The sequence below is a fragment of the Microvirga sp. RSM25 genome, assembly GCF_044784385.1.
In the GTDB taxonomy this organism is placed as follows: domain Bacteria; phylum Pseudomonadota; class Alphaproteobacteria; order Rhizobiales; family Beijerinckiaceae; genus Microvirga; species Microvirga tunisiensis.
Genome location: NZ_CP173039.1, coordinates 1351132 through 1375043 on the forward strand (window position 1 = coordinate 1351132; position 23912 = coordinate 1375043).

27 protein-coding genes are annotated in these 23912 nt (G+C 59.9%); 18 read left to right on the top strand and 9 right to left on the bottom strand.

Features of this window, described 5'->3' with window-relative positions:
• Window positions 1-390: 390 nt before the first annotated feature.
• From ACD578_RS06530 to ACD578_RS06560, 7 genes are all read right to left on the bottom strand, one after another.
• Window positions 391-1095, bottom strand: coding sequence for a hypothetical protein (locus tag ACD578_RS06530; RefSeq protein WP_404293727.1), 705 nt, complete (start codon window positions 1093-1095; stop codon window positions 391-393).
• A 186-nt stretch (window positions 1096-1281) separates the two neighbouring features.
• On the bottom strand, window positions 1282-1422 hold the full coding sequence (locus ACD578_RS06535; protein WP_162866259.1) for a hypothetical protein: 141 nt from the start codon (window positions 1420-1422) through the stop codon (window positions 1282-1284).
• Between the two features lie 42 nt (window positions 1423-1464).
• Complete coding sequence (locus tag ACD578_RS06540; protein WP_404291895.1) at window positions 1465-1770, bottom strand: hypothetical protein; 306 nt, start codon at window positions 1768-1770, stop codon at window positions 1465-1467.
• 340 nt (window positions 1771-2110) lie between these two features.
• On the bottom strand, window positions 2111-2320 hold the full coding sequence (locus ACD578_RS06545; protein WP_404291896.1) for a hypothetical protein: 210 nt from the start codon (window positions 2318-2320) through the stop codon (window positions 2111-2113).
• A 150-nt stretch (window positions 2321-2470) separates the two neighbouring features.
• Window positions 2471-2680 (bottom strand): cold-shock protein, encoded by a 210-nt coding sequence (locus ACD578_RS06550; RefSeq protein ID WP_036369095.1) that lies wholly within the window; start codon window positions 2678-2680, stop codon window positions 2471-2473.
• 574 nt (window positions 2681-3254) lie between these two features.
• Window positions 3255-3884 (bottom strand): hypothetical protein, encoded by a 630-nt coding sequence (locus ACD578_RS06555; protein WP_404291897.1) that lies wholly within the window; start codon window positions 3882-3884, stop codon window positions 3255-3257.
• 40 nt (window positions 3885-3924) lie between these two features.
• Entirely contained in the window at window positions 3925-5319 is a 1395-nt protein-coding gene (locus ACD578_RS06560; protein ID WP_404291899.1) for a selenium-binding family protein, read from the bottom strand.
• Between the two features lie 373 nt (window positions 5320-5692).
• Between ACD578_RS06560 and ACD578_RS06565 the strand changes: the two genes are divergently transcribed.
• The 3 genes from ACD578_RS06565 to ACD578_RS06575 all read left to right on the top strand — a co-directional run bounded on the left by ACD578_RS06565 (window position 5693) and on the right by ACD578_RS06575 (window position 7885).
• Entirely contained in the window at window positions 5693-5899 is a 207-nt protein-coding gene (locus ACD578_RS06565) for a hypothetical protein (RefSeq protein WP_404291900.1), read from the top strand.
• A 1041-nt stretch (window positions 5900-6940) separates the two neighbouring features.
• Window positions 6941-7372 (top strand): hypothetical protein, encoded by a 432-nt coding sequence (locus ACD578_RS06570; RefSeq protein WP_404291901.1) that lies wholly within the window; start codon window positions 6941-6943, stop codon window positions 7370-7372.
• An 18-nt stretch (window positions 7373-7390) separates the two neighbouring features.
• Window positions 7391-7885, top strand: coding sequence for a tetratricopeptide repeat protein (locus tag ACD578_RS06575; protein WP_404291902.1), 495 nt, complete (start codon window positions 7391-7393; stop codon window positions 7883-7885).
• 292 nt (window positions 7886-8177) lie between these two features.
• On the opposite strand, the gene ACD578_RS06580 is transcribed toward ACD578_RS06575, so the two are convergent.
• Window positions 8178-8876 (bottom strand): fumarylacetoacetate hydrolase family protein, encoded by a 699-nt coding sequence (locus ACD578_RS06580; protein ID WP_404291903.1) that lies wholly within the window; start codon window positions 8874-8876, stop codon window positions 8178-8180.
• A 357-nt stretch (window positions 8877-9233) separates the two neighbouring features.
• Between ACD578_RS06580 and ACD578_RS06585 the strand changes: the two genes are divergently transcribed.
• From ACD578_RS06585 to ACD578_RS06610, 6 genes are all read left to right on the top strand, one after another.
• Window positions 9234-10256 carry an ABC transporter substrate-binding protein gene (locus tag ACD578_RS06585; RefSeq protein WP_152713020.1) on the top strand — a complete coding sequence of 341 codons (1023 nt, stop codon included), beginning with the start codon at window positions 9234-9236 and terminating at the stop codon, window positions 10254-10256.
• The gene (locus ACD578_RS06590) at window positions 10256-11074 is read left to right on the top strand and encodes an ABC transporter ATP-binding protein (RefSeq protein WP_404291904.1); all 819 of its coding nucleotides are present in this window, start codon (window positions 10256-10258) and stop codon (window positions 11072-11074) included. The genes ACD578_RS06585 and ACD578_RS06590 overlap by 1 nt, the downstream gene beginning before the upstream one ends.
• Window positions 11071-11940, top strand: coding sequence for an ABC transporter permease (locus ACD578_RS06595; RefSeq protein WP_152713021.1), 870 nt, complete (start codon window positions 11071-11073; stop codon window positions 11938-11940). The genes ACD578_RS06590 and ACD578_RS06595 overlap by 4 nt, the downstream gene beginning before the upstream one ends.
• A 77-nt stretch (window positions 11941-12017) precedes the next feature.
• Window positions 12018-12722 carry a GntR family transcriptional regulator gene (locus ACD578_RS06600; protein ID WP_404291905.1) on the top strand — a complete coding sequence of 235 codons (705 nt, stop codon included), beginning with the start codon at window positions 12018-12020 and terminating at the stop codon, window positions 12720-12722.
• Between the two features lie 90 nt (window positions 12723-12812).
• Complete coding sequence (locus tag ACD578_RS06605; protein ID WP_404291906.1) at window positions 12813-13667, top strand: ureidoglycolate lyase; 855 nt, start codon at window positions 12813-12815, stop codon at window positions 13665-13667.
• A gap of 25 nt (window positions 13668-13692) precedes the next feature.
• Entirely contained in the window at window positions 13693-14679 is a 987-nt protein-coding gene (locus ACD578_RS06610) for an NAD(P)-dependent oxidoreductase (protein ID WP_404291907.1), read from the top strand.
• A gap of 218 nt (window positions 14680-14897) precedes the next feature.
• Here ACD578_RS06610 and ACD578_RS06615 read toward each other — a convergent pair whose 3' ends face one another.
• Complete coding sequence (locus tag ACD578_RS06615) at window positions 14898-15599, bottom strand: FadR/GntR family transcriptional regulator (RefSeq protein ID WP_404291908.1); 702 nt, start codon at window positions 15597-15599, stop codon at window positions 14898-14900.
• Between the two features lie 168 nt (window positions 15600-15767).
• Between ACD578_RS06615 and ACD578_RS06620 the strand changes: the two genes are divergently transcribed.
• From ACD578_RS06620 to ACD578_RS06660, 9 genes are all read left to right on the top strand, one after another.
• Window positions 15768-16769 (top strand): ABC transporter substrate-binding protein, encoded by a 1002-nt coding sequence (locus ACD578_RS06620; RefSeq protein WP_404291909.1) that lies wholly within the window; start codon window positions 15768-15770, stop codon window positions 16767-16769.
• A 9-nt stretch (window positions 16770-16778) separates the two neighbouring features.
• Complete coding sequence (locus ACD578_RS06625; RefSeq protein WP_152717144.1) at window positions 16779-17612, top strand: ABC transporter permease; 834 nt, start codon at window positions 16779-16781, stop codon at window positions 17610-17612.
• Between the two features lies 1 nt (window position 17613).
• The gene (locus tag ACD578_RS06630; RefSeq protein ID WP_404291910.1) at window positions 17614-18414 is read left to right on the top strand and encodes an ABC transporter ATP-binding protein; all 801 of its coding nucleotides are present in this window, start codon (window positions 17614-17616) and stop codon (window positions 18412-18414) included.
• An 11-nt stretch (window positions 18415-18425) separates the two neighbouring features.
• Window positions 18426-19178 (top strand): ABC transporter permease, encoded by a 753-nt coding sequence (locus ACD578_RS06635; RefSeq protein WP_404291911.1) that lies wholly within the window; start codon window positions 18426-18428, stop codon window positions 19176-19178.
• Window positions 19178-19882 carry a fumarylacetoacetate hydrolase family protein gene (locus ACD578_RS06640; protein ID WP_404293729.1) on the top strand — a complete coding sequence of 235 codons (705 nt, stop codon included), beginning with the start codon at window positions 19178-19180 and terminating at the stop codon, window positions 19880-19882. Before ACD578_RS06635 ends, ACD578_RS06640 begins: the two co-directional genes overlap by 1 nt.
• Before the next feature lie 127 nt (window positions 19883-20009).
• A complete protein-coding gene (locus tag ACD578_RS06645; protein WP_404291912.1) occupies window positions 20010-21224 on the top strand; it encodes an NADP-dependent isocitrate dehydrogenase in 1215 nt (404 codons plus the stop codon).
• Window positions 21225-21353: 129 nt separating this feature from the next.
• Entirely contained in the window at window positions 21354-22205 is an 852-nt protein-coding gene (locus ACD578_RS06650) for a sulfite exporter TauE/SafE family protein (protein WP_404291913.1), read from the top strand.
• Window positions 22206-22387: 182 nt separating this feature from the next.
• Entirely contained in the window at window positions 22388-23362 is a 975-nt protein-coding gene (locus tag ACD578_RS06655; RefSeq protein ID WP_404291914.1) for a quinone oxidoreductase family protein, read from the top strand.
• A gap of 107 nt (window positions 23363-23469) precedes the next feature.
• On the top strand, window positions 23470-23901 hold the full coding sequence (locus ACD578_RS06660) for a MarR family winged helix-turn-helix transcriptional regulator (protein WP_404291915.1): 432 nt from the start codon (window positions 23470-23472) through the stop codon (window positions 23899-23901).
• The last annotated feature ends 11 nt before the right edge of the window (window positions 23902-23912 follow it).

Below are 23912 nucleotides of genomic sequence, written 5' to 3' on the forward strand. Positions count from 1 at the left end.
CTAGCCCCACAATGGCAGGTGGTGGTCATTGCCTATCGTCATGAGCGCAGGTCAGCTTCTGGCACATCTGAGACCCAAGCCCGGGGCGGCTGATCTAGCGCAGGTTGGAAACCGCAGCAGCCAGAGCCTGTGCCGGGTCGAGCCCGGTGTATGGCTTCACGCGCTCCTCGGCTCTTGCCTAGCCGGTATCAGCAGACTTCGGCTCACTATTCGATTCCTTGTGCTCCAACCTGCGCCCCAAGTCCGGTGCTTACAGCCCAAGGTTCGTGTTTATGGATGCTGTATACTTCGAACATGCTCTGGGTGGGAATCGTCATCAAAGCAAGCAGTCCAGCATGAAATTTGCGCGATGGCTCTGATAGGTGACGAAGCACACGTGGCGTTATCGCTCTAGCTTTGCGACTGCGACCCAGGTGAGCCACCTTGTTTGGTCGCAATCCAAATAGTGTGTCTTCCGCCACCACGTGTTCCGTTGGCGCGAGCACCTACCTCATCCACACCAAATCCCGCCTTGCGCAGTCGCTGGGTAAAAGCTTTGTTCGGTGCCGATGACCATACGGCAAAGACGCCACCAGGAGTCAGTGCTGTCCGAGCGGAGCTAAGCCCCGGCAAGTCGTAGAGGCTATCATTGGCCTTGCGTGTCAGCCCCTCAGGTCCGTTGTCGACATCCAGAAGGATCACATCGTAAGCGGACCGGCTCGATCTTATCAGGCCGCCGACATCCCCTTCGAAGATGCTGACTCGCGGATCCATAAGGCTGTCGCCGAATACTTCGGCCATGGGACCTCGGGCCCATGCCACGACGGCAGGTACCAGCTCAGCCACGGTGATCCGAGCATCGGGCCCGAGTTCAGCAAGCGCGGCGCGAAGCGTAAAGCCCATCCCCAACCCACCGATAAGGATCTGTGGTCGCTCGCGGCCTCGAACTCTCAGGCAAGACAGTCTGGCGAGCGCCTCCTCGGAACCACTGAGGCGGCTATTCATCAATTCGTTGCTGCCCAACATGATGGAGAACTCGGCCCCGCGCTTCTTGAGGCGCAACTCGCCCCCGTCACTCGGAATTTTTGTCGTGTCGAGTAGAACCCAGGGAATCATGAAAAGCTCTTCAGACAGCATCACCTATTTCGCGGGACCATGCACAATAGAATGCACTTGTCGGGAACGCCGATCAATGGACGCACGCTCATCAATGCCTTTGGCCGACGCGTCACATTCTCTTGCTCATGATCCTGTCCAATCAATGTGTCGAGCAGGGCCGTTCGCAGGCGATGCAAGAGGACGCTATCGCTTGCCGCCAGATGGTTTCGCAGGCGTCCCACCTTTGCCCTGGTTCGCAAAGGGCGAGGTCGGGATTGCTTCCTTCGGCTTGTCCTTCTTCGGCTTCTTTGCCTCGCGGTTGCCGCGTTGTTCGCCCTTGGCCATGGCTAGTCTCCGTTTGTCGGTCAGTTCGTGGTTGGGATCGTCTCACTCGTGGGTCGAATTGTCTAGCAGATGGTCGAAGTCGGCCCTCACGCGGTCGATCAGCTTGCGGCGGCGTAGATCGCTTGCATCCAAGCTCTGTGCGAAGAGGCCAAGCAGATAGCGTGCCTTTTCAACGGCCTCGTGCCAATCGGCGGCGGGTGCGGCTGCCAGCAGATCTTCGAGGGCGGCCTGTCTCGCACGCAGTGCTTCCTGATCGGCTTCGACTTCTGATCGGAGACGTCGAAGGTCGGTTGCCCTCTGGGCTGCCATGCCGCGGTGAGAATCGAGATTGGTCGGTTGATCAGCCATAGTCGTTCCTCCGTGTCCGTTACCTGCGCATCCACCGGTGAGTCGATCAACTAAGCCCGCTCGCCTAGCAGTCGCGCCAGCGTCCTGGCCTGCCGCTCATTTGGTCCAACGGGCTCGGGTATTACGCCGTGCCACTCGTGTGCTCGAAGCGCCCAAGCGATGTCGGAGAGGCTACTGACCGGCTCGTGCGGCCAAGCAGGCTCGCCCGTGGGCATCAAGATCATAAACTGCCGTGAAGCCTTCATGCCCACGCGGGCGACGTACAGGATCTCATCGCCCCGTCGAAGCAGCGCGACCGGATCATAGATCTGCGACCCGCGAAAGAACGCGTCGCCGCTGGTCAAATCTCGGATGCCCGGGCTGCGATCTCACTTTCGCGCACGGCGCGCTCACCGAAGCCGGACGATTTGATCCTGTACGAGACTTCGCCGGTTTGGTCGGCTGGCATGAGACGGGTCACCTCGTAGATGCCGCTTGAACTTGCACGCTTATCCGAGAAATTCGGATGGGTGATGCGGACCAGCTGATGAACTTTATACTTGTGAGACATACTTTTCTCCTAAGGCTTAGCCGGACCCGGGCTGTGACGCGCGCGCCGCTGCTGCGGGTGTTGGCTGGCAAAAATGAAAAAGCCGCCCCATGTCGGAGCGGCTTCAAGTCGTTAGAGCACAGGCCTATGTCCTGAGCCGATCATCAAAGATCACGCGGTCTCGATGTTGTTGACGGCGATCTTGCCGGAGCGGCGGTCTTCAGCCGTGTCAAAGGCAACCTTCTGGCCTTCGACGAGGTTGCGCATGCCGGCGCGCTCAAGAGCTGTGGCATGAACGAACACGTCCTTGCTGCCATCGTTCGGTTGGATGAAGCCGAAGCCCTTCATGTCGTTATAGAATTTTACAGTGCCCGTAATCATAGGGGTAACCTTTCGCGATTATTGCAAGATGCACGTGAGCGAAGGCACGCAAAAGCGTGGCCTCAAACGCGGTTCGTCGATGTAATGGTAAGAAAGTCCGAACGTGCGCCTGGCAGTGCCAACAGCGAAACGACCCGATTGTCCGGCCAAAATCCGATAAAAACTATATATGTCTTTTCTTTTAAAATAACAAGTGGCGCCCGTTGTTTCATTCGATCTGGACGGAAATTAACAACGTTCAACTCGGTTTAGGGACTCAACTGTGCTTAGCTGGGACCACGGCTGCTCAGTATTATAGAGCTCATTCCATGTACCTTCACGTGCCGCTGTCCCAGGCTCCGTCTCACCCGGCATCACTGACAGTGCTACTTTGCGAAATGAGAGACATTTCAACTTGGGTGCCACACCTGCCTGTGAACCGGGGGGCTCATAACGGCACTCCCCGGACCTAAGAAGTTAGTCAGCTTTGGTGGTCAGAGCTGACGTTCGTTGAGCGGCTGGAATTTCAAAGTTTGACCCGAAGCAGACCACGGGCAATCAAGTCTCACCAGAGAGGCTCTCCGGTGCCATGAGATCACGCTGCCAGGAGAACGACTCCGCCTGTTACCAAGGCAGCGCTCCAAAGGACATCGAGGTTGATCCAGCCGCGTCGGAGAAAGGCAAGCCCCTGGTTGTAGACAATCAGGCTGATCACACCGATGACGGTCAACATCGTGCCCGTGTGCACGGCGAGCGCTGCAATGGACACCGGGAGCGATGTGCTCGCAGTCAGTTCACCACCCGTGCCAGGGGTGACGCACAGGGACAGGACCGCAGGGACGAGCATAAGGCCCGCCCCATGCGCGCCAGCCATGAGGCATGACCATAGCGTCAGACCGATTAGGCCGGTCTGCATCCCGATGCGGACCCGCTTGCGATGGCCCGCGAGAGCATGGCCGGCCGCCCAGAGGATCAGCAAGATCCCAGACCCGCGACCGAGGATCGTTGGATCGAATATGGTTCCGAAGCCGACGACCGCCAGCAGAACAGCACCGACTGCCGCTGCATGGCCGAGGGCGATGGGAGCGAGCGCCAGAACGACAATGCCCCGACTCTTGCGATGAAGCCCGAGGGCGACGGCAAACAACCATCCCATCGCCGGGTTCAGGCCATGGAAGGCACCGAGACCGGCAACCGTCATCCAGGGCCAGAGAGTGGATGACATGGTGCTCATCCCCATTTTGCCGGATCCGCGCGTGCGCCCGTCATGGATAGCAGTACGAGTCCGAGGAGCAGTCGCCGCCTTCAAGCCTGATCTGGTGCGGTCGGTGCCCCTTTGGCCACTCGATGAAGAAGTCCTCATCGAAGGAGAGGCCGCCCTCCGGATCCGCATTCAGCTTCACCATCCAACCCTCAAAGCCGCGGTGGTAGAATTGCTGGTCGATGGGTCCGTACAGCGAGTTCGTGAAGTAGACCCGCCGCCCGTCGCGGCTGATCTCGACCATCTGCGGTCCGCCCGTCAGATGCCCGTTGGCGGCCTTGGGGTGGGAGGCGCGGGATACGATCCCGCCAATCCGCACCTTACCGGTGAGCTTCGGGTTGAAGGGATCGGATACATCGAATTGCTGAAGATCGCCCGTGCCCCAGCAGGAGACGTAAAGAAAGCGGTCGTCCATCGAAAGGTCGATATCGGTCACGAGCGGCGGCACCGCGCCAAAGCCCTTCAACATGTCGGGTAGATCGTTCGGATCCGCAGGCTCGGCCGGGATCGTGATAATCTTCCGGACGGCCCAATGATCGCCCTCGCGATACCAGGTCCAGATCGAGGAGGAGAGATCTTTGAGGCTGATTACGCAGTTGACGAAGCCGTAGGCCTTGGTCGGATCATGAGCCGGCCTCAGCTCGAACACGAGTTGGTGCTCCTCGCCGAAGTCGATCTCCTGGAGGTGCTTGCGCTTCAGGAGATCCCAGAAGTGGAGGCGGCGGCCGTATTGCGAGCCGAGGAGGATCTCAGGGACAAGGCCATTCTCGAAGGTGTCGGGCGTTCCCCATTCGCTGGTGACGAGCGTGTCGTATCCCAGATGCCACCAGCCGTCATAGGCAAGCTGCTGCGGGCCTCGGTCGACCTCCCAGCGTCCAAGCGGTTCGAAGCTCTCGTGATCCATGATGAAGATGCCGCCAGGCGCCTTGCCCTCCGCATTGCCGAGGGCCGTCACATAGATGCCGTCCGGGCCGCAATGAACGGTGTGAGGTCTGGTGTAGCCGGTCCTTTCCGCAATGACTTCGGGTTCGATCACCTTGACGAGCTTTGGATTGCGTGGGTCAGGCTTGGTGTCGAGAATGTGGATGCGCGACGAGCGCAGTCCCGGCACGACCAGATAGCGCCGTTCGACATGAGGATGCGGCATGTTGGGGCAGAGGCATGAGGAGCAGGCGTTCCACCCGAAATGGTGCAATTCATCGCCCACATTGGGCATCGCCACTGACCCGACGATCTGCGCATAGGATGGGGAGGCCGGATCCACATCGACGACCGCAATGCCATCGGGCTGCTTCCGGTCCGGATCGAACATGGCCACATAGGCCAGCGTCTCGGGCGGGGCCTTTTCGGCCAGGCGGGGTGAGGGATAGAAACTCGGATCTGGCTGCCAACGCGTCACGACACTCTCCCTGATCCCCCTGGGTCGACAGCAAGTGTCCTTATTCTTGTGCAGACATTGGTATCCTACCTTATTCCTCGGCGTCTGTCGCTTCCCATGCGCAACGGACGACCTGGGGGCGCAAACGTCTCCTTGTGGCACATCTCGGAAATAGACCGAGTGTCCGCTCAAAAACGGGAAAGCAGACGTTCCACTTGGACAAGGGATTTTCTGGTTGACCCAACTTAGACGTTTGGTTGACTGACCGTACCTTGGTCTCAGACCTCCAAGTCCGTCAGCCGAGACTCAACTTATTCGCTGTGGCCTCCCGTCTCTCGAAGAAGTATGTTTTACCAGTACGATGGGTGCGCTTTCATCCGGGAGGCATTTTCCCATGTCAGGCCATGCAATCCATATCAAGGTCGACGGGAGGACCTACGCTGGGACCTTCAAAGTCGACCGAAAGATGCTGACCGTCACGACAACCTACGGCAAGAAGTCCGCCGAGATTGACCCTCGGGTGGCGCATGAGACCCTGGCCCACCAGCTTTTGCAGGAACTGGTCCAGCAGGAGAAATCACGCAAGGGCTCGACGCTCTGATGAAGGAATAGAGCCGGGCAAGGTGGCAGCCCTCGCTGGCTTGTATTCTTGGCGTCTTCGGATTCATGGAAGCGCTCGTCCCAGCACATGCGATGCGCGCAGAGGTGCTGGCGATCCCATAGGATTCAGGCTCGATGATTGCACCATTCAGTGCAACCTGAGCGCTGAGGGACGAGTGGACGCCCAGAGCGCTGGACGGTCATTGAAGACCAAAGGGGTCGCTGCCACCAAGCTTCTTCGCTCGCCATGGTGCCGCTGTGCCGCCACCGCTCGGCTGCTGGATCTGAGTGCCGTCGAGATCGAGCCGGCTTTCGCAACCGCTTTTGTTACGGTGTAGCAGCGGGGCGGCCTGACAGAAGGGGCGAAAGCCATCATCGCAGCCTGGCGGGGGCCCGGGACCCTCCAGGGTGTGACCCATGCTGCGAACATTCAGGCTCTGACCGGTACCAATCCAGCTTCAGGAGAGATTGTGGTCATCAAGGCTGTTCCGGATGGAATTGTTCGGAAGATCGGGCGCATCGCAGTTCCTGAAACGTGACATAACCGATCCGGGACAAAGTGCGTCAAAGATTATGATCTCCGAGTAAATCCACCTGGCTCGACCGATATCGAGCGAGGCCCGCTGGAAGCCTTGATCCGGGTACCTTCATGGTATCGCTCTGAACAGCGTCGTCAGTTCCGAAGTTTAAAGGCCCAGGTTCCGGAGCACCTGATCGAGCGCCTCACCGATGAAGAAGGTTTCCGCTACTTAGAACGCTGGGCCACGCTCTCTCCCTTCGACGAGCGCGTTCACGTACGCCTTCTCCAAGTCCTTGCCCGGCAGCAGCGATTTCAAGAGGGCAAGGACCACCTTGAGGCAGTGGCCCGGCTGTTTGAAGCCGAGGGTCTTGATTGCACCCCCTCTGCCATGCATGGCGATCTGCCAGGTCTCTGCCAGTGCGCTTACTCCCTGCCGGGGCAATCATCGTCACGGAGGACCCAGCGGCGGTAACAGCGGCGGAGATCGTGTGCCCCGCACCTCGGCGCGGCTCCATCGCAGTCATGCCATTTACTGACCGGTCAAACTCACCGCGCTTTCGGAGTGGAGTAGCCGACGCTCTCGTCCACGACGTGATTACCCGGCTCGCCAAGCTGCGGAGCCTGTTCGTCATCGCACAAGGGACGACCTTTGCGCTGCATGAAAGGAACGTCCCTCCCGACGAAGCTGGGCGAATACTGAACGTCGAGTATGTCGTCGGCGGATCGCTGCGATGCGACGGGAACCGCATGACGGTGCAGGTCGAGCTCTCCGAGGCGCTGACTGGACGGATCGTCTGGGCTGATATCTTCAACCACTCCGTTGAAGATGCCTTCCTCGTTCTGGACGAGATCGGCGACAGGATCGTGGCCTCGATTGCCAGCGAGATCGAGACGGTGGAGCGCAATCGTGCCATCCTCAAACCGCCCAATTCACTGAACGCCTGGGAGGCCTAACACCGCGGCCTCTGGCACATGTACAGGTTCGACAAGGCAGATAATCAGCAGGCGACGCGGTTCTTTGAAATGGCAGTCGGGCTCGATCCAACCTTCTCGCGGGCGCATGCCGGATTATCCTTCACTCACTTCCAGAACGCCTTTCAGGGTTGGGCCGAGCGCCAGCCGGAGGTCGACAGCGCGCTCAAGGCAGCTGGAAAAAGCCTCATAGTCGATGATCGTGATCCTGCTGCCCATTGGGCAATGGGTCGAGCCCTCTGGCTGCGCGGTAGCTATGATCAATCATTCTGCGAACTGGAGTCGAGTGTCGACCTGAGCCCCAATTTCGCGCAGGGGCATTACACGCTGGCATTCGTTCATTCTCAGATTGGCGATCCAGGCACGGCCATCGCGGCGTCCGACCAATCGCGCGATCTCAGCCCCTTCGCCCCGATGCTGTTTGGCATGCTTGGCGCCCGGGCAATGGCGCTTGTCCGACAGGGCAACTTCGAGGAAGCCGCGTTCTGGGGGTGAGTGCGGCCACCCGACCGAACGCACATGCCCATATCCTGGCGATTGAGTCTTTGTCTTTTCCCTGGCCGGACGACTCGATCGGGCGCGGGAATATCTCGCCGCCATTCACAGGACCCTTCCTCGATATGGGGTCCATCACTTCCTGACCGCGATGCAGTTTGCACCCGATGACGAGGCCCTGTTCAGGGAGGCGGCACGGCGCATAGGCATGGACAGGAACTAGAGACAGCCGTGCCTCGGCGCACGACGGATCCCTCACGTTCCGCTCGTCGATGCCTCCGAAGGGGAGGGGTCAATTGGTGATCTGCACCCTTAGGGTCCCGAGCCTGTCAATTGAGCCCACAAGTTCATTTCCTGGCACCACTGGCCCGACGCCGGCCGGAGTGCCAGTCAGAATGATGTCTCCTGCCTGCAACATGAAATACTTCGATAGATTGGCGATGATCTCAGGCACTTTCCAGATCATGAGGCTGAGATCCGAGTCCTGCCTCGTTTCTCCGTCGACTGTCAGTCGTATCGATCCCTCTTGGATGTGCCCGACCTGCTCGACCGGGTAGATCTGACCGCAGGGGCAGGAATGGTCGAATGCCTTGCCTGCCTCCCAGGGCAGACCGCTCTTGCCGAGATCCATTTGAAGATCCCGCCGCGTCATGTCTAGGCCGATGCCATAGCCGTAGATATGGTCGAGCGCTTCCGCGACCGGGATATCGCGCCCACCCTCCTTGAGCGCAACGACAAGCTCAAGTTCGTAATGGTAGTTCCTCGTCATAGGCGGATAGGGGATCGAGCTTCCGTCCAGAACGATGCTGTCCGCCGGCTTCTGGAAGAAGATCGGCGGGTCGCGTGCCTCGTCTCCGCCCATTTCACGGACGTGCGCGACGTAGTTCCGCCCGACGCAGTAAATCCTCCGGACCGGGAACTTCTGAGATGTTCTCGCGACCGACAGAAGGGCACGAGCCGGTGGCGTGATCACGCATGCATCTGTGTCCATTATGCTCTTCCTCCCTAGTGACGTCTGTTCTCATGGGACCTGCCTAGAACATCCGAATTCGGGCCGAATCGCAAATAAAATGTATTTTCTCGGTCCGAAGTACGGTTAATCTTTAGTCTATTCCTGTCACCAAGTTGCTTAGCAAGTGCAGTAATTTGGCTGCGCTGCAAAATAAAGACCGGCGATGACTTATAGATGCTTCATCTCGTTCGGTTTTAACGCACTGCAACATTAAAGGTTACTAGAATAAAGATCATACATTTTTTTGACATTCAGGCGGATGTCCTACATCATTGAGACGCCGCGTTAAACGCAGGCATTGCCAAAGAGCAGCATAATGCAGGAGAGGAAACGTCGATGAAGATGAGTAAAGCTCTCGGTCTCGCTGTGACGCTTGCGCTCGCCCCTTGGGCGATGAGCGTCGCCAGGGCGCAGAATGCCTCCACGAAGATCACGGTCGTTCTTCCAAACCCATCGGCCGTCAACAACTTCCCGCTCTATGTCGCGGTCGGCGAGAAGATGTTCGAGAAGGAGGGGCTCGATGTGAGGATCGAGGCCGTCGACGGGTCCTCGCAGGTTCTTCAGGCGATGTCTGCTGGTCAGGCGCAGATCGGCCAGCCCGGCCCGGCGCCGGTTCTCGCCGCAAGAGCCCGCGGCGTCGATGTAGTCTTCATCTACAATCACTTTGCGAAGTCGGTCTTCGGCGTGGTGGTTCCCGAGAAATCTGCCATCAAGTCGCCAGCCGATCTCAAGGGAGCGGTGATCGGCGTCGGCACGGCCGATGGCGCCGAGGTTGGCTTCACCCGCGCCATCCTCACGGATTTGAAAATGAGCGAGGGCAAGGACTTCACGTTCCTGCCGGTCGGCGACGGCGGTCTTGCGGCAGCGGCATTCCTGCGCGGTGACGTCAAGGCCTATGCAGCTGCCGTGAGCGATGCAGCCATCATGGAAACGAGAGGGATCGATCTGCGGGAAATCACGCCCGAGCAGTATCTGAGCTACTTTGGCAACGGCTATGCAGCCATGAAATCCTTCATCGACCAGAACCCACAGGCCGTGGAGAAATTCGGCCGCGTCCTTGTTCAGGCGACGGAGTTCGGATTGAAGCCGGAGAACAAGGAGAAGGTCCTGCAGCACACCAAGGCCGGAAATCCGCAGGAGGGCGAGGACACCAAGCTGTCGGCTGCCTTGTTCGAGCAGGTGAAGGACCGCATCACGCCGTTCGATAAGTCAAAGGGCTGGGGCTATCAGCCGCCGGAGCACTGGGAGCTTTGGCACAAGAGCGCTGTGGCCTCAGGTGTTCTGAAGGCTCCGCTGCCGGATCTGAAAGCAGCCTATACCAACCAGTTCGTCGACACTTGGAACAAGGGTGCGAAGTGATGGCGGTGCTTTCAATGGCTGGAGAAGCTGTTGCTCCGGTCGGCCTCCTGGGCCGACCGGTGTTTGAACTGCGGGGCGTGAGCAAGACTTTCGCCAGACGCAATGTCCAAGCGCTCGATAAGGTTGATCTGGTGCTGCGGGAGGGTACTTTCTCATCGGTCATCGGACCAAGCGGGTGCGGGAAGTCGACCCTTCTCAAGATCATGGCGGGCCTGCAGCCGCCATCGTCGGGCAGCGTCGTTCTTCAAGGCAAGCCGGTCATGGGACCGCGCCGGGACATCGGCATGATGTTCCAGCAAGCCACTCTGTTCCCCTGGCGGACGACCATCGAGAACATCGTGCTTCCAATCGAGATCCGGGATGGTAAGGCGGCAGCCCGCGCCAAACATGATCAGGCCCGTCAACTCCTGGATCTCGTCGGCCTGAAGGGCTTCGAGACAGTCTATCCGAGCGAACTCTCCGGCGGCATGGCTCAGCGCGCCGCGATCTGCCGCATGCTGATTACCGAGCCTGCGGTCCTGCTGCTCGATGAGCCCTTCAGCGCGCTCGACGAACTGAGCCGCGACTTCATGAACATGGAGCTGCAGAGGATCTGCCTGGAGCGCAATGCCACGTCGTTCCTCGTGACACACTCGATTGCCGAGGCAGTGATCCTCTCCGACGTGGTGTATGTGATGTCGCCCCGGCCCGGGCGCTTCGTCGAGGCGATTACTATCGATCTGCCGAGACCGAGGACCTTGGACATGATGTCCGATCCACGTTTCGGCGCCCTCGTCCACCGCATCCGCAGCCATCTCGACAAGGGAGCGTTCCAATGACGCAAGCACAGGGTGTTGTTGTTGCTTCCGCTATCCCCGAACAGACAGTTTGGGCCGAGCGCGTCTCCTGGATCGACCGAGTTCCGCGTTGGGTATCGATGCTCGCGCTCTTGATTGGCTTTCTGATCGTGTGGCAGGTCGTCTATCTCATCGAACTGGTTTCGCCGATCATTCTTCCGTCCCCGCTCGAAACCATCGAGGATCTTTTCGTCGTCGGAAGGAATCTCCTGACGGGCGACTATATGCTCATGGCCCTTTGGATCACGACGCAGGAGGTGCTCCTCGGCTTCGTGATTGCTGTCGTGCTCGGCTTCGGCCTCGGTGTTCTCGTGGGCGAGACAGCATTTGGCGAGCGGGCTGTCATGCCCTATCTCGTGGCCATCAACACCATGCCGAAGGTGGCGTTTGCGCCTCTCTTCGTGTCATGGTTGGGCTTCGGCATAGCATCGAAAGTAGCCCTGGCGGCCTTCATAGCCTTCTTTCCGGTCATCGTGGGCACGGCGGCAGGCTTGCATGCCGCCGACCAGAACGCCCGTATGCTGTTCAAGACGATGGGGGCGAGCCGTTGGCAGGCTCTGATGCAGCTGAAGCTCCCCATCGGGATGCCCCATTTCTTCTCCGGACTGAAGAACGCCGCCGTGCTCGTCGTTGTTGGCGCGGTGGTGGGCGAGTTCTTGGGCGGCGGCAAGGGTTTCGGCGAGCTGATCCGCGTCGCGGCGGCTCAGCTCAATACGCCACGCGTGTTCTCGCTGATCATCTACCTCAGCCTGCTTGGACTGGCGACATTCTGGGTTGTAGCCTGGGCTCAGCGCCGATTCGTCTTCTGGCACAAGGAGAGCGTCACAGAGGAGACTCTTGCGCAATAGGAGGCGTATTCCGACGGTTGACCTTCATCGACCGCCGGGACATTCCGCTTGGAACCAGAATCTGCGCGGGTTGCATCATGAACAAGATCGAAAAAATAACTGCGGCAACCTCGGTTTACGAGAGACTTCGCCAGGACATCCTCAATGGCGGATTGCGGCCAGGGCAGAAGCTCCTGATCGACTTCGTTTCCGAACGGTATGGAGCTGGCCTCAATCCTGTCCGTGAGGCTCTCAACCGTCTCTCGTCCGAGGGGCTCGTCGAGCGGAAGGACCAACGCGGCTTCTTCGTGCCGCCTGTCAGCATCGAAGGCTGGCGCGAGCTGGTGAAGACCCGGTGCTGGCTTGAGGGAAAGGCGCTCGAAGAATCCATCAGGAATGGCGACCAAGCCTGGGAGGAGCGCATCGTCGTGTCTTTTCACCACTTTTCGCGTACGCCATGGAAACTGTCCGAGCAGGATACGAGCACCAATCCTGCCTGGGAGGAACGGCATCGGACGTTCCACCTTGCCCTCATCGCTGCATGCGGCTCCTCGATCCTGGTCGGGATCTGCAAGGACCTGATGGATCAGGCGCAGCGCTACCGTTTCATCTCGGTGGCATCGTCCCACCGCCACCGGAATACCTTGGAGGAGCACCGCGGAATCATGGAGGCCGTGCTCGACCGTAAGACCGATTTGGCTGTCGAGCGACTCGTCGAGCATTACCAGACAACGCTCAGGCACATTGAAGACCAGATTCAGCCCGCACCCAAAGTTAGGTTCGATCCAACTTTGCTCGATTAACAGAAGCGGAAGCATCCAGGCAGGCTGCTTGTCGATCGAGAGATCATCTCATTTTTCCACACCACAAGCTCAGAGGAGCAAGGAAGTCCCATGAAGCTGCTGCGCTACGGCTCTCCCGGCCAAGAAAAACCCGGCCTTCTCGACCAGAATGGCAACATTCGAGATCTTTCCGGTATCGTCTCGGACATTACGGGTGATGTGCTTTCATCCGCTGGCCTCGAGCGGCTGCGCAGCATCGATCCATCCACTCTGCCGCGCGTCGAGGGTGATCCGCGCATCGGCCCCTGCGTTGGACAGGTCGGCAAGTTTATCTGTATCGGCCTCAACTATTCCGACCATGCCGCCGAGTCGGGAATGGCCGTTCCGCCCGAGCCCATCATCTTCATGAAGGCGACGAGCGCCATCTGCGGTCCGGACGACGGTATCGAAATTCCACGCGGATCGGAGAAGACAGATTGGGAGGTCGAACTCGGTATCGTGATCGGCAAGGCCGCCAAGTACGTGGAAGAGGCGCAGGCGCTCGAGCATGTTGCCGGTTATTGCGTCGTCAACGATGTCTCCGAGCGCTCCTTTCAGATCGAGCGCTCAGGACAATGGACTAAGGGAAAGAGTGCCGACACCTTCGGCCCTCTCGGCCCCTGGCTTGTGACACGGGACGAGATCCCGAATCCGCAGAATTTGCGCATGTGGCTCGAAGTAGACGGAAAGCGCTTCCAGGATGGCAGCACGGAAACCATGGTCTACGGAGCGGCATTCCTGGTGAGCTACTTGAGCCAGTTCATGAGCCTCCAGCCAGGAGACGTGATCGCAACAGGCACTCCTCCGGGCGTCGGCATGGGCCTGAAACCCCCAGTGTATCTGCGTCCCGGCAATCGTGTCCGGCTGGGCATCGAGGGACTCGGTCAGCAGGAGCAGCTTGTCCGGAGCTGGAACAGGCAGGGCTAGTCTGTTCAGCCGGATTAATGGAGAGGTGGCCTCACTCCATGGTGCCGTCTCTTCATCAGAGATCATTAGCAAGAGCGCGCAAAATCGAGAGGCGTCGATGAGGATCGGAATCATTGGGCTTGGTCGCATGGGCACTGCCCTCGCAACGCGGCTTCATGGCTGCGGACACGATCTCGTGGTTTGGAACCGCACTCCCGAGAAGGCGAGGGGCCTCATTGAGGGTGGTGCGGTTCTAGGGGAGACGCCAGTTGCAGTCGTCAACAAGTCGGAGGTGATCATCACCTGCCTCTTGGATGCAAGTGCCCTAGAGGCTGTATTCGGTGGCGACCAAGGCATTCTGGCCGCGGAAGTGAATGGTAAGCTGTTCATAGAAATGAGTACAGTCCAGCCGAAAACCCAACGGGCCTTGGCCGAGCGGATCGCCGCGATAGGCGGAGGCTATGTGGAATGTCCGGTGAGCGGCGCCACCGGCCCGGCCCGCGAAGGGAGACTGATAGGTCTCGTCGGTGGATCCCCCGACGATGTTGCCCGGGCGCGTCCGGTCCTTGAGCAGCTATGCCGCCGGATCGAACATGCAGGCCCAGTTGGATCGGGGGCGAGCCTGAAACTCGCCATCAACCTGCCGCTGGTGGTCTATTACCAAGCGCTTGGCGAGGCTTATTCGCTCTGCCGCCATCTTGGCATCGAGCCAGAGCGGATCGTCGATCTGTTCTCGGACACATCCGGCGGCGCCAACATTCTCAAAACGCGCGGAGCCATGATTGCCAAGGGAATGCGCGGAGACGATCCTCAGCCCGTGACCTTCGACGTGGATTCCTTCCGGAAGGATCTACGGACGATGCTAGTGGAGGGTGCGGAGCGTGGATTCTCCCTTCCGGTCACCGAGCGAGCTCTCTCGGTTTACGATGAAGCAAGTCAGCAGGGCTGGGGCGCTCGGGATGGGACCAGCCTAGCTGGATATTGGTCAGGTCGTTCGGCAGCTAGATCTTTGGATGAGAGGCAAGACGACTGACCAACAAAACCGCTGACTGGCTATATGGCTGAACTCCCGCTTGAGTGGTGACTGGAGTTCAGCGGTCGGCACTCCTCGGATCAACGTGCTTGGTCCGCTTCGGCGCTCAAGAGACGACATTTGTTGAGTCGCAGGAATGTGAAAATTTGACCCGAAGCGGTCCTTCGCTGCAGGGGGCGTGAATCCCTGAAAGCTGATCAATTCGCTATGCGCCAAAGTTAGTCTGCCGCACCTGACTGCCGCGCCAGGAGATTGCGCTCTACACTCTGCAAATGGACGCGCATCGCCGCTGCCGCCCCGTTCATATCCCTGTTTTCAATGGCCGTAATGATCGTTTCGTGCTCGGCAAAGCTGTGATGGTCGGGACTTGGCTTAACAGGAGTCGATCGGAGGCGCCCCCATGTGACTGCGCGGCGCAGCGCGTTCAGCATGTCGAACATTCCAAGAAGCGGTATGTTCTGTGTCGCCTCAGCGACGGTGCGATGCAAGCGGGTGTCCCAGTTCTCGTACTGCCGCCATGTCGCAGCCTCCCGGGTTCGAGCCTGACACATCCTCAACTCACGAAGGTGCATTGGTGTAGCTGTCAGGGCTGCTGCCCTTGCGATCTCGGGTTCAATGATAAATCGCGCTCGCATCAGTTCAGCCGGATTGGTCCGCTTCGCCAGTGCAGTGATATCTGAAAGCGTATCGGTCGGCCGATTTCCCATGAAGGTGCCTTTGCCGACATGGCGCCAGATCTGGCCTTCGGCCTCAAGCGTCCCAAGAGCCTTTCTCAGTTCCGTCCGAGTAACACCAAGAGCTGTGGCCAAATCCCGCTCTGGCGGCAATCGGCCATCCTCGGGTAGCTCCGCTTGCGCGAGGTACGCTCGCAATTGGGTGACGATGCCCCGACTAGTTCCTGCCTCACTGTACATCTGCATCTAGCGATCTCAACCAATGTCGAATTGGTTGGATCTTTTATCCGTCGGCGCAATATAGTCAACCGAAAATTAGCTTGACACGTCTTGAGCCAATTGCGACCAATAGAGTATTGGTTGCGCATGGCGCGGCTAATAACAAAGGTGGGCTAACCGCCGAACTTATGGGAGATGGAAATGTTCAAAGGCTTGGTATCGCTGAAGGCGAGCGCTGCAGCACTCGCAGTTGGTGTGGCCCTGATAGCGTCGAACGCGGCGGAAGCGGCCAAGGTTCGTGTGGTTTATGGCGACATCCCCAGCGTGGAATCCCTGCATCTCTTGGCGGCCTTCGAGCGCGCCAAGGAAAAGGGCGTCGATATCGAAATGACCTACCTGAAATCCGAGGACATTGCCGCGCAAGCGGTGGTCGGTGGTCAAGCCGACATCGGTGTTGGCGGCCCCTATGCCCTCGTTCAGAAGGTGAAGGCGCCGATCCGCATGTTCATGCAGCTTTCGACGTTGCGCTTCTACCCGGCCGTCAACGGCGAGTTCTACAAGAACTGGAAAGATCTGAACGGGCAGGAAGTCGCCGTCCACTCGCGTGGCTCCGGGACCGAGGCCATCATGAAGCTGATGGAGCAGCGGCAGGGCATTAAGTTCTCTAAGATCAGCTATATCCCGGGCGCCGAAGTCCGTACGGGTGCTCTGCTTCAGGGTAATGTGAAAGCCACAATCGTCGACTCGTCCGGTCGCCGTTTGCTCGAACAGCAAGCCCCCGGCAAATTTGTTATCCTGCCGCTCGAAGGCGTGAATGCGACGGACGAAGCTCTGTTCGCCAACACGAACTTTCTTGAGAAGAATGCGGCGGATGTCGACAAGATCGTTGAGGCCATTCTCACCACTTGGCGCGAAGTGACGGCCAATCCTGCTCTGGTCTCTGAGTGGCGTGCCAAGTACAAGTTGCTGCCCGACCTGCCTGCCGCGCAAGCGGGTGACATCGGGCCTTATTTCGAGGAACTCGCGAAGGGCAAGGCCTTCCCGCTTAATGGCGGCGGCGCTGCAGCGGCGAAGGACGACTTCGCCTTCTATACGCTCTCGGGCCAACTCACGGGTGAGCCCGCAAGCCTGAAGGTTGAAGACTTCTGGGACACCCGCTCGCTGGATCGCGTCCTGGCCAAACTCGGCTCCAAGTAAGGTGCCGGAATGATGGCCTCCTCTCAAGTGAACGGCCCCGTGCGGGCCGTCCATCCGCCGGTCGGCTGGGGCTTGAGCCTCGGTCGCCTGTTCACGAGCCATCCGATCGCGACGAGGATGGTTTCACTCGGGCTCTTCTTCCTCATCTGGGAAATCGCCGGACGTGTGCCGATCAGCTATGCCTTCCCAACCTTTCTCGATACACTTTATGCTTTCGCCACAATGCTGCTTGATGGGAGCTTGGTCCTGGCCTACGGCTCAACTCTGCAGCCGCTGATTATCGGCATCGTCATTTCGGGGGTAGTCGGGGTAGGGCTCGGTATCGTGATGGGTCTGTCACGGAAGGCCGAGTGGCTCGTGGCGCCACTGTTCATCGTCCTGCAATCAGCGCCTATGGCGGCTCTCATTCCGCTCATTACTTTCGTGTATGGGATCGGTCTGACGGCCAAGATTCTCGCGGTCGTCATGCTTGCACTGCCGGTCATCGTACTGAATGGCTACAAGGCGGTCCGGAACGCCAACCCATCCCTGGTGGCGATGTGCCGTTCGTTCCAAGGTACGAGATTCCAGCAGATCACCAAGATCATCATTCCTGATGCGAGCCCGGTGATCTTTGCCGGACTGCGTCTCGGCCTCGCCGCCGGGTTCATTGGCGTCATTCTGGCCGAACTCTTGATCACACCGACCGGCATCGGTGACCTCATCACCTATCATCGCTCCGTTGCCAACTATGCGGAAATGTATGCCGCCGTGGTCTCCATCATCCTGGTCTCGACACTGACGCTGACAGCATTGGAGGCATTCGAGGTCCGTGTGCTGCGCCCTGAAAAGAAGAGAGGCTGACATGACTGTTTCCGTTGCTTCCATACAGGCTACGCCTCGGGTCGAAGACGATTCCGCAGTCGAGGTGCGCAGCATCTGCAAGAACTATGGTGAGATCGAAGCTCTGCGCCTGATCGACCTCGACTTCCCTCGTGGCAAGCTCACGACGCTGCTCGGTCCTTCCGGCTGCGGCAAGACGACCCTGCTCAAGATCATCGCCGGTTTGATCGAGCCGACCTCCGGTGAGGTGCGTGTGAACGGCAAGGTCGTCACGGGGCCCGGTCCGGAGCGTGCCTTCGTGTTCCAGGACTTTGCCCTCATGCCGTGGGCGACAGTGATGCGTAATGTGGCCTTCGGGCTCGAGTTGAAGGGCATGGGCAAGGCCGAGCGCCAGTCCATCGCGCGCCACTACATCGCCGAGGTCGGCCTCAACGGATTCGAGGACAAGTACCCGCACGAACTCTCGGGCGGCATGCGCCAGCGCGTGGGTCTTGCCCGTGCCTTCGCCGTCAATGCGGAAGTACTTCTCCTCGACGAGCCATTCTCCGCCGTGGATGAGCAGAACCGCCGCAAGTTCCAGGAGGATCTGCTGCAACTCGTGGAAAAGCAACGCAAGACGTTCATCTTCGTGACGCACAGCATCGAAGAGGCCGTCTACGTATCGGATCGTATTGTGCTGCTCTCGCGTCGGCCGAGTCGCGTTGCGCAGATCATCGAGCCCAAGATTGACCGAACCGCGTCTCCCGATGCGATTCGCCGCGATCAGGGCTATCTCGATACCGTCGAGGAGATCTGGCAGGGACTCAAACACTACGTGGACTGAGGAGGGCGGCTATGACTTTTTATGGATACCGGGTGCCGATGATGGCGTCCCTTCTGGTCTGGTGTCTGATATGGGAGCTGGTCGGGCAGTCCGGCCTGATGTTCCTGGTGCCGCCGCTCTCGAGCGTGCTGTTGGCCGGCGTCACGATGGTGCAGACCGGCACATGGCAAGCGGCCGCGCTGATCACGCTGCACAGCTTCGCCGTCGGCATGGCGCTAGCCATTGTTGTCGGCGTCACGCTGGGCGTGTTGATGGGAAGGTTCAAGGCCGCGGATGAGCTGTTCAGCATCTGGGTCAACATCTTCGTCAGCGCGCCGCTTTCTGCCCTTGTTCCTGTGTTGATGATTCTATTCGGCATGGGCGAGACCACGGTCATCGTCACAGTCTTCCTCTTCGCGGTGTGGATCATCGTGTTGGACACGCGAGCGGGCATTCAGCATGTGCCGAACTCGCTCATCGAGATGGGGCGCTGCTATGGCGCCTCTCCCTTCGCTCTTTACGGGAAAATCGTTCTCCTTGCAGCACTGCCGGAGATCCTCGCGGGGATCCGACTCGGCCTCGTGCGCGGCGTAAAGGGTGTTGTGATCGGCCAGCTTCTGGTGGCGATCATTGGTTATGGCGAACTGTTTGAACTCTATTCACGCAGCTTCGACATGGAGAACTTCTGGGCATTGACGATCATCCTCTTCGCTGCGGCGATGCTGATGTCGGCAACCATTGAACACATTGAGAAAAAAGTCGACTATTACGCAGGAGTAAGATGATGAATGCGCCTCTCGCTATGACCGGCTACGTCGTTCAGCCGACAGCAGTTGCCACGTTGCCTGTGCAGGGCAGTGACAAGCTCTTCCCGATCCATCGCATCTATTGCGTCGGCCGCAACTACGCCGAGCATGCCATAGAAATGGGTCACGACCCCTCGAAGGAGCCGCCGTTCTTCTTCCAGAAAAATCCGGACAACATCGTCACCGACGGCAAGTTCCCGTATCCCAGTGCGACCTCGGATGTGCATCACGAGATCGAGATGGTAGTGGCGCTGAGCAAGGGTGGTACTGACATTCCGGTGGAAGCAGCGCTCGATCACGTCTTCGGCTACGGCGTTGGCCTCGATATGACCCGACGCGATCTCCAAGGCGAAGCCAAGAAGCTGGGACGCCCGTGGGAAGTCGGTAAGGCGTTCGAGGCCTCCGCTCCTTGTGGCCCGCTGGTGCCCGCGAGTGAAATCGGCCATCCGACCTCCGGCGCGGTCACGCTGAAGGTGAATGCAGAAATCCGTCAGCAGGGTGATCTCAACCAGCTGATCTGGAAGGTACCGGAGATGATTTCGTATCTTTCTGGCCTGTTCACTCTGCAGCCGGGCGACATCATCATGACTGGCACGCCGGCCGGGGTTGGCGCGGTTGTGCGAGGCGATGTCCTCGAAGGCTTCGTCGAGGGCATCGGGAAGATCGAGGTCGTCGTCGTCTGACCCGAATAGCCCGCAGGCGTGATGCGGGTGAGGGGTTCTCTAACAACACCGCAGCGCATTTACTTGCGCTGCGGTGCAATTTTGCGGCGGATCAACCGCTAGCGTTCAATTCTGTCAGGAGCCACAAGTGGCGAAGATCAAGGTTGCCAACCCGGTTGTCGAGCTCGACGGCGACGAGATGACCCGCATTATCTGGCACTTCATCAAAGAGAAGCTGATCCACCCCTATCTCGACCTCGACCTGAAGTACTACGACCTCGGCGTCGAGCATCGCGACGCGACCAACGACCGCGTCACGGTCGAGGCCGCCGAGGCGATCAAGAAGTATGGCGTCGGCGTGAAGTGCGCCACCATCACGCCGGACGAGGGCCGCGTGCAGGAATTCGGCCTCAAGGAGATGTGGAAGTCGCCCAACGGCACGATCCGCAACATCCTCGGCGGCGTGATCTTCCGCGAGCCCATCATCTGCAAGAACGTGCCCCGCCTCGTGCCCGGCTGGACCCAGCCGATCATCGTCGGCCGCCACGCCTTCGGCGACCAGTACAAGGCCACGGACTTCAAGGTACCCGGCAAGGGCCGCCTGACGATCAAGTTCGAGGGCGAGGACGGCACGGTCATCGAGAAGGAAGTGTTCAAGTTCCCGGATGCCGGCGTCGCCATGGCGATGTACAACCTGGACGAGTCGATCCGCGACTTCGCCCGCGCCTCGCTCAACTACGGCCTGAACCGCAAGTACCCGGTCTATCTCTCGACGAAGAACACCATCCTCAAGGCCTATGACGGGCGCTTCAAGGACATCTTCGAAGAGGTCTACCAGAACGAGTTCAAGGCGAAGTTCGATGCCGCGGGCATTATCTACGAGCACCGCCTGATCGACGACATGGTGGCCTCGGCGCTCAAGTGGTCGGGCGGCTATGTCTGGGCGTGCAAGAACTACGACGGCGACGTGCAGTCCGACACGGTGGCGCAGGGCTTCGGCTCGCTCGGCCTGATGACCTCGGTGCTGATGACGCCGGACGGCCAGACGGTGGAGGCGGAAGCCGCCCACGGCACGGTGACGCGCCACTACCGCGAGCACCAGAAGGGCAAGGAGACCTCGACGAACTCGATCGCGTCGATCTTCGCCTGGACCCGCGGCCTCGCGCACCGGGCAAAGCTCGACGACAATGCCGAGCTCGCCCGCTTTGCCGCGACCCTGGAGAAGGTGTGCGTCGACACGGTCGAGGCCGGCTTCATGACCAAGGACCTAGCGCTCCTGGTCGGCGCCGAGCAGAAGTGGCTCTCCACCACCGGATTCCTCGACAAGATCGACGAAAACCTCAAAAAAGAAATGGCGGCGTAAAGAGCGCAAAGCCTCTCTCCGCGTGTGGAGAGGGGCTTTCGTTGAACTGCTCTGCCGGCTGCCCTTTGATCGGGCTATCCCGGGAAGCCGAACTCCAAATTTTACATCCTCTGCAAGGGGTGAATCCTCGTGTTTGGCATCCCCCTGCTTGATCTGGCGTGGCTTGTTGTGGCGCTGCTGGCCGCCGGCGCGATCACCGGCCTGCTCGCCGGCGTCTTCGGCGTCGGCGGCGGCGCGGTCGCCGTGCCGATCCTCTACGAGCTCTTCCGCATCCTGGAGGTGCCCGAGGAGGTGCGCATGCCGCTGTGCGTCGGCACCTCGCTGGCCATCATCATCCCGACCTCGATCCGCTCCTTCAACGCTCACCGGGCCAAGGGCGCCGTCGACATGACCATCCTGCGCGTCTGGGCCGTGCCCGTGGTGCTCGGCGTCATCATCGGCAGCATCATCGCCCGCTATGCCCCGGCCGACCTGTTCAAGGCCGTGTTCGTGGTCGTGGCCGGCCTCTCGGCCATCCGCCTGCTCTTCGGCAAGGACACCTGGCGCTTCGGCCTCGACATGCCGGCCAAGCCCATCATGGTGGCCTATGGCTGGATCATCGGCATCCTCTCGGCCCTCATGGGCATCGGCGGCGGCCAGCTCTCCAACCTGTTCATGACCTTCTACAACCGCCCGATCCATCAGGCGGTGGCGACCTCGTCGGGTCTCGGCATCCTGATCTCGATCCCGGGGGCGCTCGGCTACATCTATGCCGGCTGGCCGCACATGGCCGATTACCCGAACGTGATCGCCTTCCAGCCGCCCTTGGCCCTGGGCTACATCTCGCTCCTCGGCTTCGTCCTGTTCATCCCCACCAGCACCTGGATGGCGCCCATCGGCGCACGGCTGGCCCACCGGCTCTCGAAGCGCCGGCTCGAGGTCGCCTTCGGCATCTTCCTCCTCCTCGTCTGCGCCCGTTTCGCCGCAAGCCTCATCGCCTAAAGTATCGGCACATCCGTCCGGAACGACCGCTCCTGGTACGTTCCGGACAGGGGCGAAGTTCGGCGTTGGACAGGAACATCGGACGTTCCTCTCAGCGAACGAATTTCACTACCTGTCCCCTTGCAGACCTTCGGCCTTCTCCTAAGGTGGAGCCTCGAACTGGCCCCGAAGGGAACGGCATCATGACCCACGCAATACGCTTCCATGAGACCGGAGGGCCCGAGGTTCTCGTCTGGGAGAAGGTCGACGTCGGCCAGCCAGGGCCGGGTGAAGCCCGTGTCCGGCACACGGCCATCGGCCTCAACTATGTCGACACCTATGTGCGGTCGGGCGCATACCCAGCGTCGCTCCCAAGCGGCCTAGGCACAGAAGCAGCTGGCGTGGTCGAGGCGGTCGGTCCGGACGTTACAGACGTAAAAACTGGCAATAGGGTTGCTTATTCCGGAGGTCCTCAAGGCGCCTATGCGGAAGCGCGGGTGATGCCGGCGGATCGTCTGGTTGTGCTGCCGGATGGCATCTCCGATCACCAAGCTGCTGCGATGATGCTCAAGGGCATGACCGCCCAGTACCTCATCCGGCAGACCTACGAGGTCAAGGAAAGCGACACCATCCTGTTTCATGCCGTGGCTGGCGGAGTTGGCCTTATCGCGTGCCAATGGGCCAAGGCGCTCGGCGCAACCGTGATCGGCACCGTCGGCAGCGATGAGAAAGCCGAACTCGCCAAGGCTCATGGCTGCGACCATACCATCCTCTACACGCGCGAGAACTTTGTCGAGCGGGTGAGGGAGATTACTGGCGGCAACATGGTGCCGGTCGTGTACGACTCAGTCGGTAGGGACACCTTCTCCGCCTCTTTGGACTGTCTCGCCCCACGCGGGCTCATGGTGCTGTTCGGCCAATCCTCCGGGGCTGTCGAGCCGATCAATCTCGGCATCCTAGCCCAGAAGGGCTCGCTCTACGTGACGCGCCCCACCTTGGGAACCTACGCCGCGAAGCGGGTTGATCTTTTAGCCATGGCCCAGGACCTGTTCGACGTCGTGCTCTCAGGCGCGGTCAAGATCGAGATCAACCAAGCCTATCCTTTGCGGGATGCGGCCAAGGCCCATCAGGATCTGCAAGCGCGTAAGACCACCGGATCAACAATCCTGACGGTGTAGCGGTTCGGTCCGACGGCTGGATCACGCCCGGCAAGAAGAACGAGGCCGCTTGACAAGCCGCCATATCGGAATATCTAGCGCGCTAGATGCTAGGATACTAGAAGAGAATGACTTCGGAACGGCACAGCGTCAGCACGCAACTATCCTTTGCGCTTTATGGCGCGGCAAACCGCATCGCACGCATGCACAAGCCGTTCCTGGAGCCGCTCGGCCTGACCTTCCCCCAATATCTCGTGATCCTCGAACTGCTGGATGGCGCACCCCTATCCGTCGGCACGCTCGGCGCTCGCTTGGATATGGACACGGGCACAATCACGCCGCTGGTGAAGCGGTTGGAGAGTGCAGGCTTCGTGACGCGCACCCGTGACCCCTCCGACGAGCGCCGCGTGCTGGTAGACCTGACATCCCGCAGCCGGGCTCTCGAAGCCGAGATCCGGAGTATCACCGACAAGATCAAGTCAGCGTGCCAGCTCACCGACCAAGGAGTGGACGACCTCCGTCGCACGCTCGAAGCGCTCGCCCACCCGGCGAGCGAGTGAAGCCTCAAGGA

Bases quoted from the DNA above. Each gene is read 5' to 3' on its own strand.
- ACD578_RS06530 (WP_404293727.1), bottom strand. From the start codon at position 1,095: ATGATTCCCTGGGTTCTACTCGACACGACAAAAATTCCGAGTGACGGG.
- ACD578_RS06535 (WP_162866259.1), bottom strand. From the start codon at position 1,422: ATGGCCAAGGGCGAACAACGCGGCAACCGCGAGGCAAAGAAGCCGAAG.
- ACD578_RS06540 (WP_404291895.1), bottom strand. From the start codon at position 1,770: ATGGCTGATCAACCGACCAATCTCGATTCTCACCGCGGCATGGCAGCC.
- ACD578_RS06545 (WP_404291896.1), bottom strand. From the start codon at position 2,320: ATGTCTCACAAGTATAAAGTTCATCAGCTGGTCCGCATCACCCATCCG.
- ACD578_RS06550 (WP_036369095.1), bottom strand. From the start codon at position 2,680: ATGATTACGGGCACTGTAAAATTCTATAACGACATGAAGGGCTTCGGC.
- ACD578_RS06555 (WP_404291897.1), bottom strand. From the start codon at position 3,884: ATGTCATCCACTCTCTGGCCCTGGATGACGGTTGCCGGTCTCGGTGCC.
- ACD578_RS06565 (WP_404291900.1), top strand. From the start codon at position 5,693: ATGTCAGGCCATGCAATCCATATCAAGGTCGACGGGAGGACCTACGCT.
- ACD578_RS06570 (WP_404291901.1), top strand. From the start codon at position 6,941: ATGCCATTTACTGACCGGTCAAACTCACCGCGCTTTCGGAGTGGAGTA.
- ACD578_RS06575 (WP_404291902.1), top strand. From the start codon at position 7,391: ATGTACAGGTTCGACAAGGCAGATAATCAGCAGGCGACGCGGTTCTTT.
- ACD578_RS06580 (WP_404291903.1), bottom strand. From the start codon at position 8,876: ATGGACACAGATGCATGCGTGATCACGCCACCGGCTCGTGCCCTTCTG.
- ACD578_RS06585 (WP_152713020.1), top strand. From the start codon at position 9,234: ATGAAGATGAGTAAAGCTCTCGGTCTCGCTGTGACGCTTGCGCTCGCC.
- ACD578_RS06590 (WP_404291904.1), top strand. From the start codon at position 10,256: ATGGCGGTGCTTTCAATGGCTGGAGAAGCTGTTGCTCCGGTCGGCCTC.
- ACD578_RS06595 (WP_152713021.1), top strand. From the start codon at position 11,071: ATGACGCAAGCACAGGGTGTTGTTGTTGCTTCCGCTATCCCCGAACAG.
- ACD578_RS06600 (WP_404291905.1), top strand. From the start codon at position 12,018: ATGAACAAGATCGAAAAAATAACTGCGGCAACCTCGGTTTACGAGAGA.
- ACD578_RS06605 (WP_404291906.1), top strand. From the start codon at position 12,813: ATGAAGCTGCTGCGCTACGGCTCTCCCGGCCAAGAAAAACCCGGCCTT.
- ACD578_RS06615 (WP_404291908.1), bottom strand. From the start codon at position 15,599: ATGCAGATGTACAGTGAGGCAGGAACTAGTCGGGGCATCGTCACCCAA.
- ACD578_RS06620 (WP_404291909.1), top strand. From the start codon at position 15,768: ATGGAAATGTTCAAAGGCTTGGTATCGCTGAAGGCGAGCGCTGCAGCA.
- ACD578_RS06625 (WP_152717144.1), top strand. From the start codon at position 16,779: ATGATGGCCTCCTCTCAAGTGAACGGCCCCGTGCGGGCCGTCCATCCG.
- ACD578_RS06630 (WP_404291910.1), top strand. From the start codon at position 17,614: ATGACTGTTTCCGTTGCTTCCATACAGGCTACGCCTCGGGTCGAAGAC.
- ACD578_RS06635 (WP_404291911.1), top strand. From the start codon at position 18,426: ATGACTTTTTATGGATACCGGGTGCCGATGATGGCGTCCCTTCTGGTC.
- ACD578_RS06640 (WP_404293729.1), top strand. From the start codon at position 19,178: ATGAATGCGCCTCTCGCTATGACCGGCTACGTCGTTCAGCCGACAGCA.
- ACD578_RS06655 (WP_404291914.1), top strand. From the start codon at position 22,388: ATGACCCACGCAATACGCTTCCATGAGACCGGAGGGCCCGAGGTTCTC.
- ACD578_RS06660 (WP_404291915.1), top strand. From the start codon at position 23,470: ATGACTTCGGAACGGCACAGCGTCAGCACGCAACTATCCTTTGCGCTT.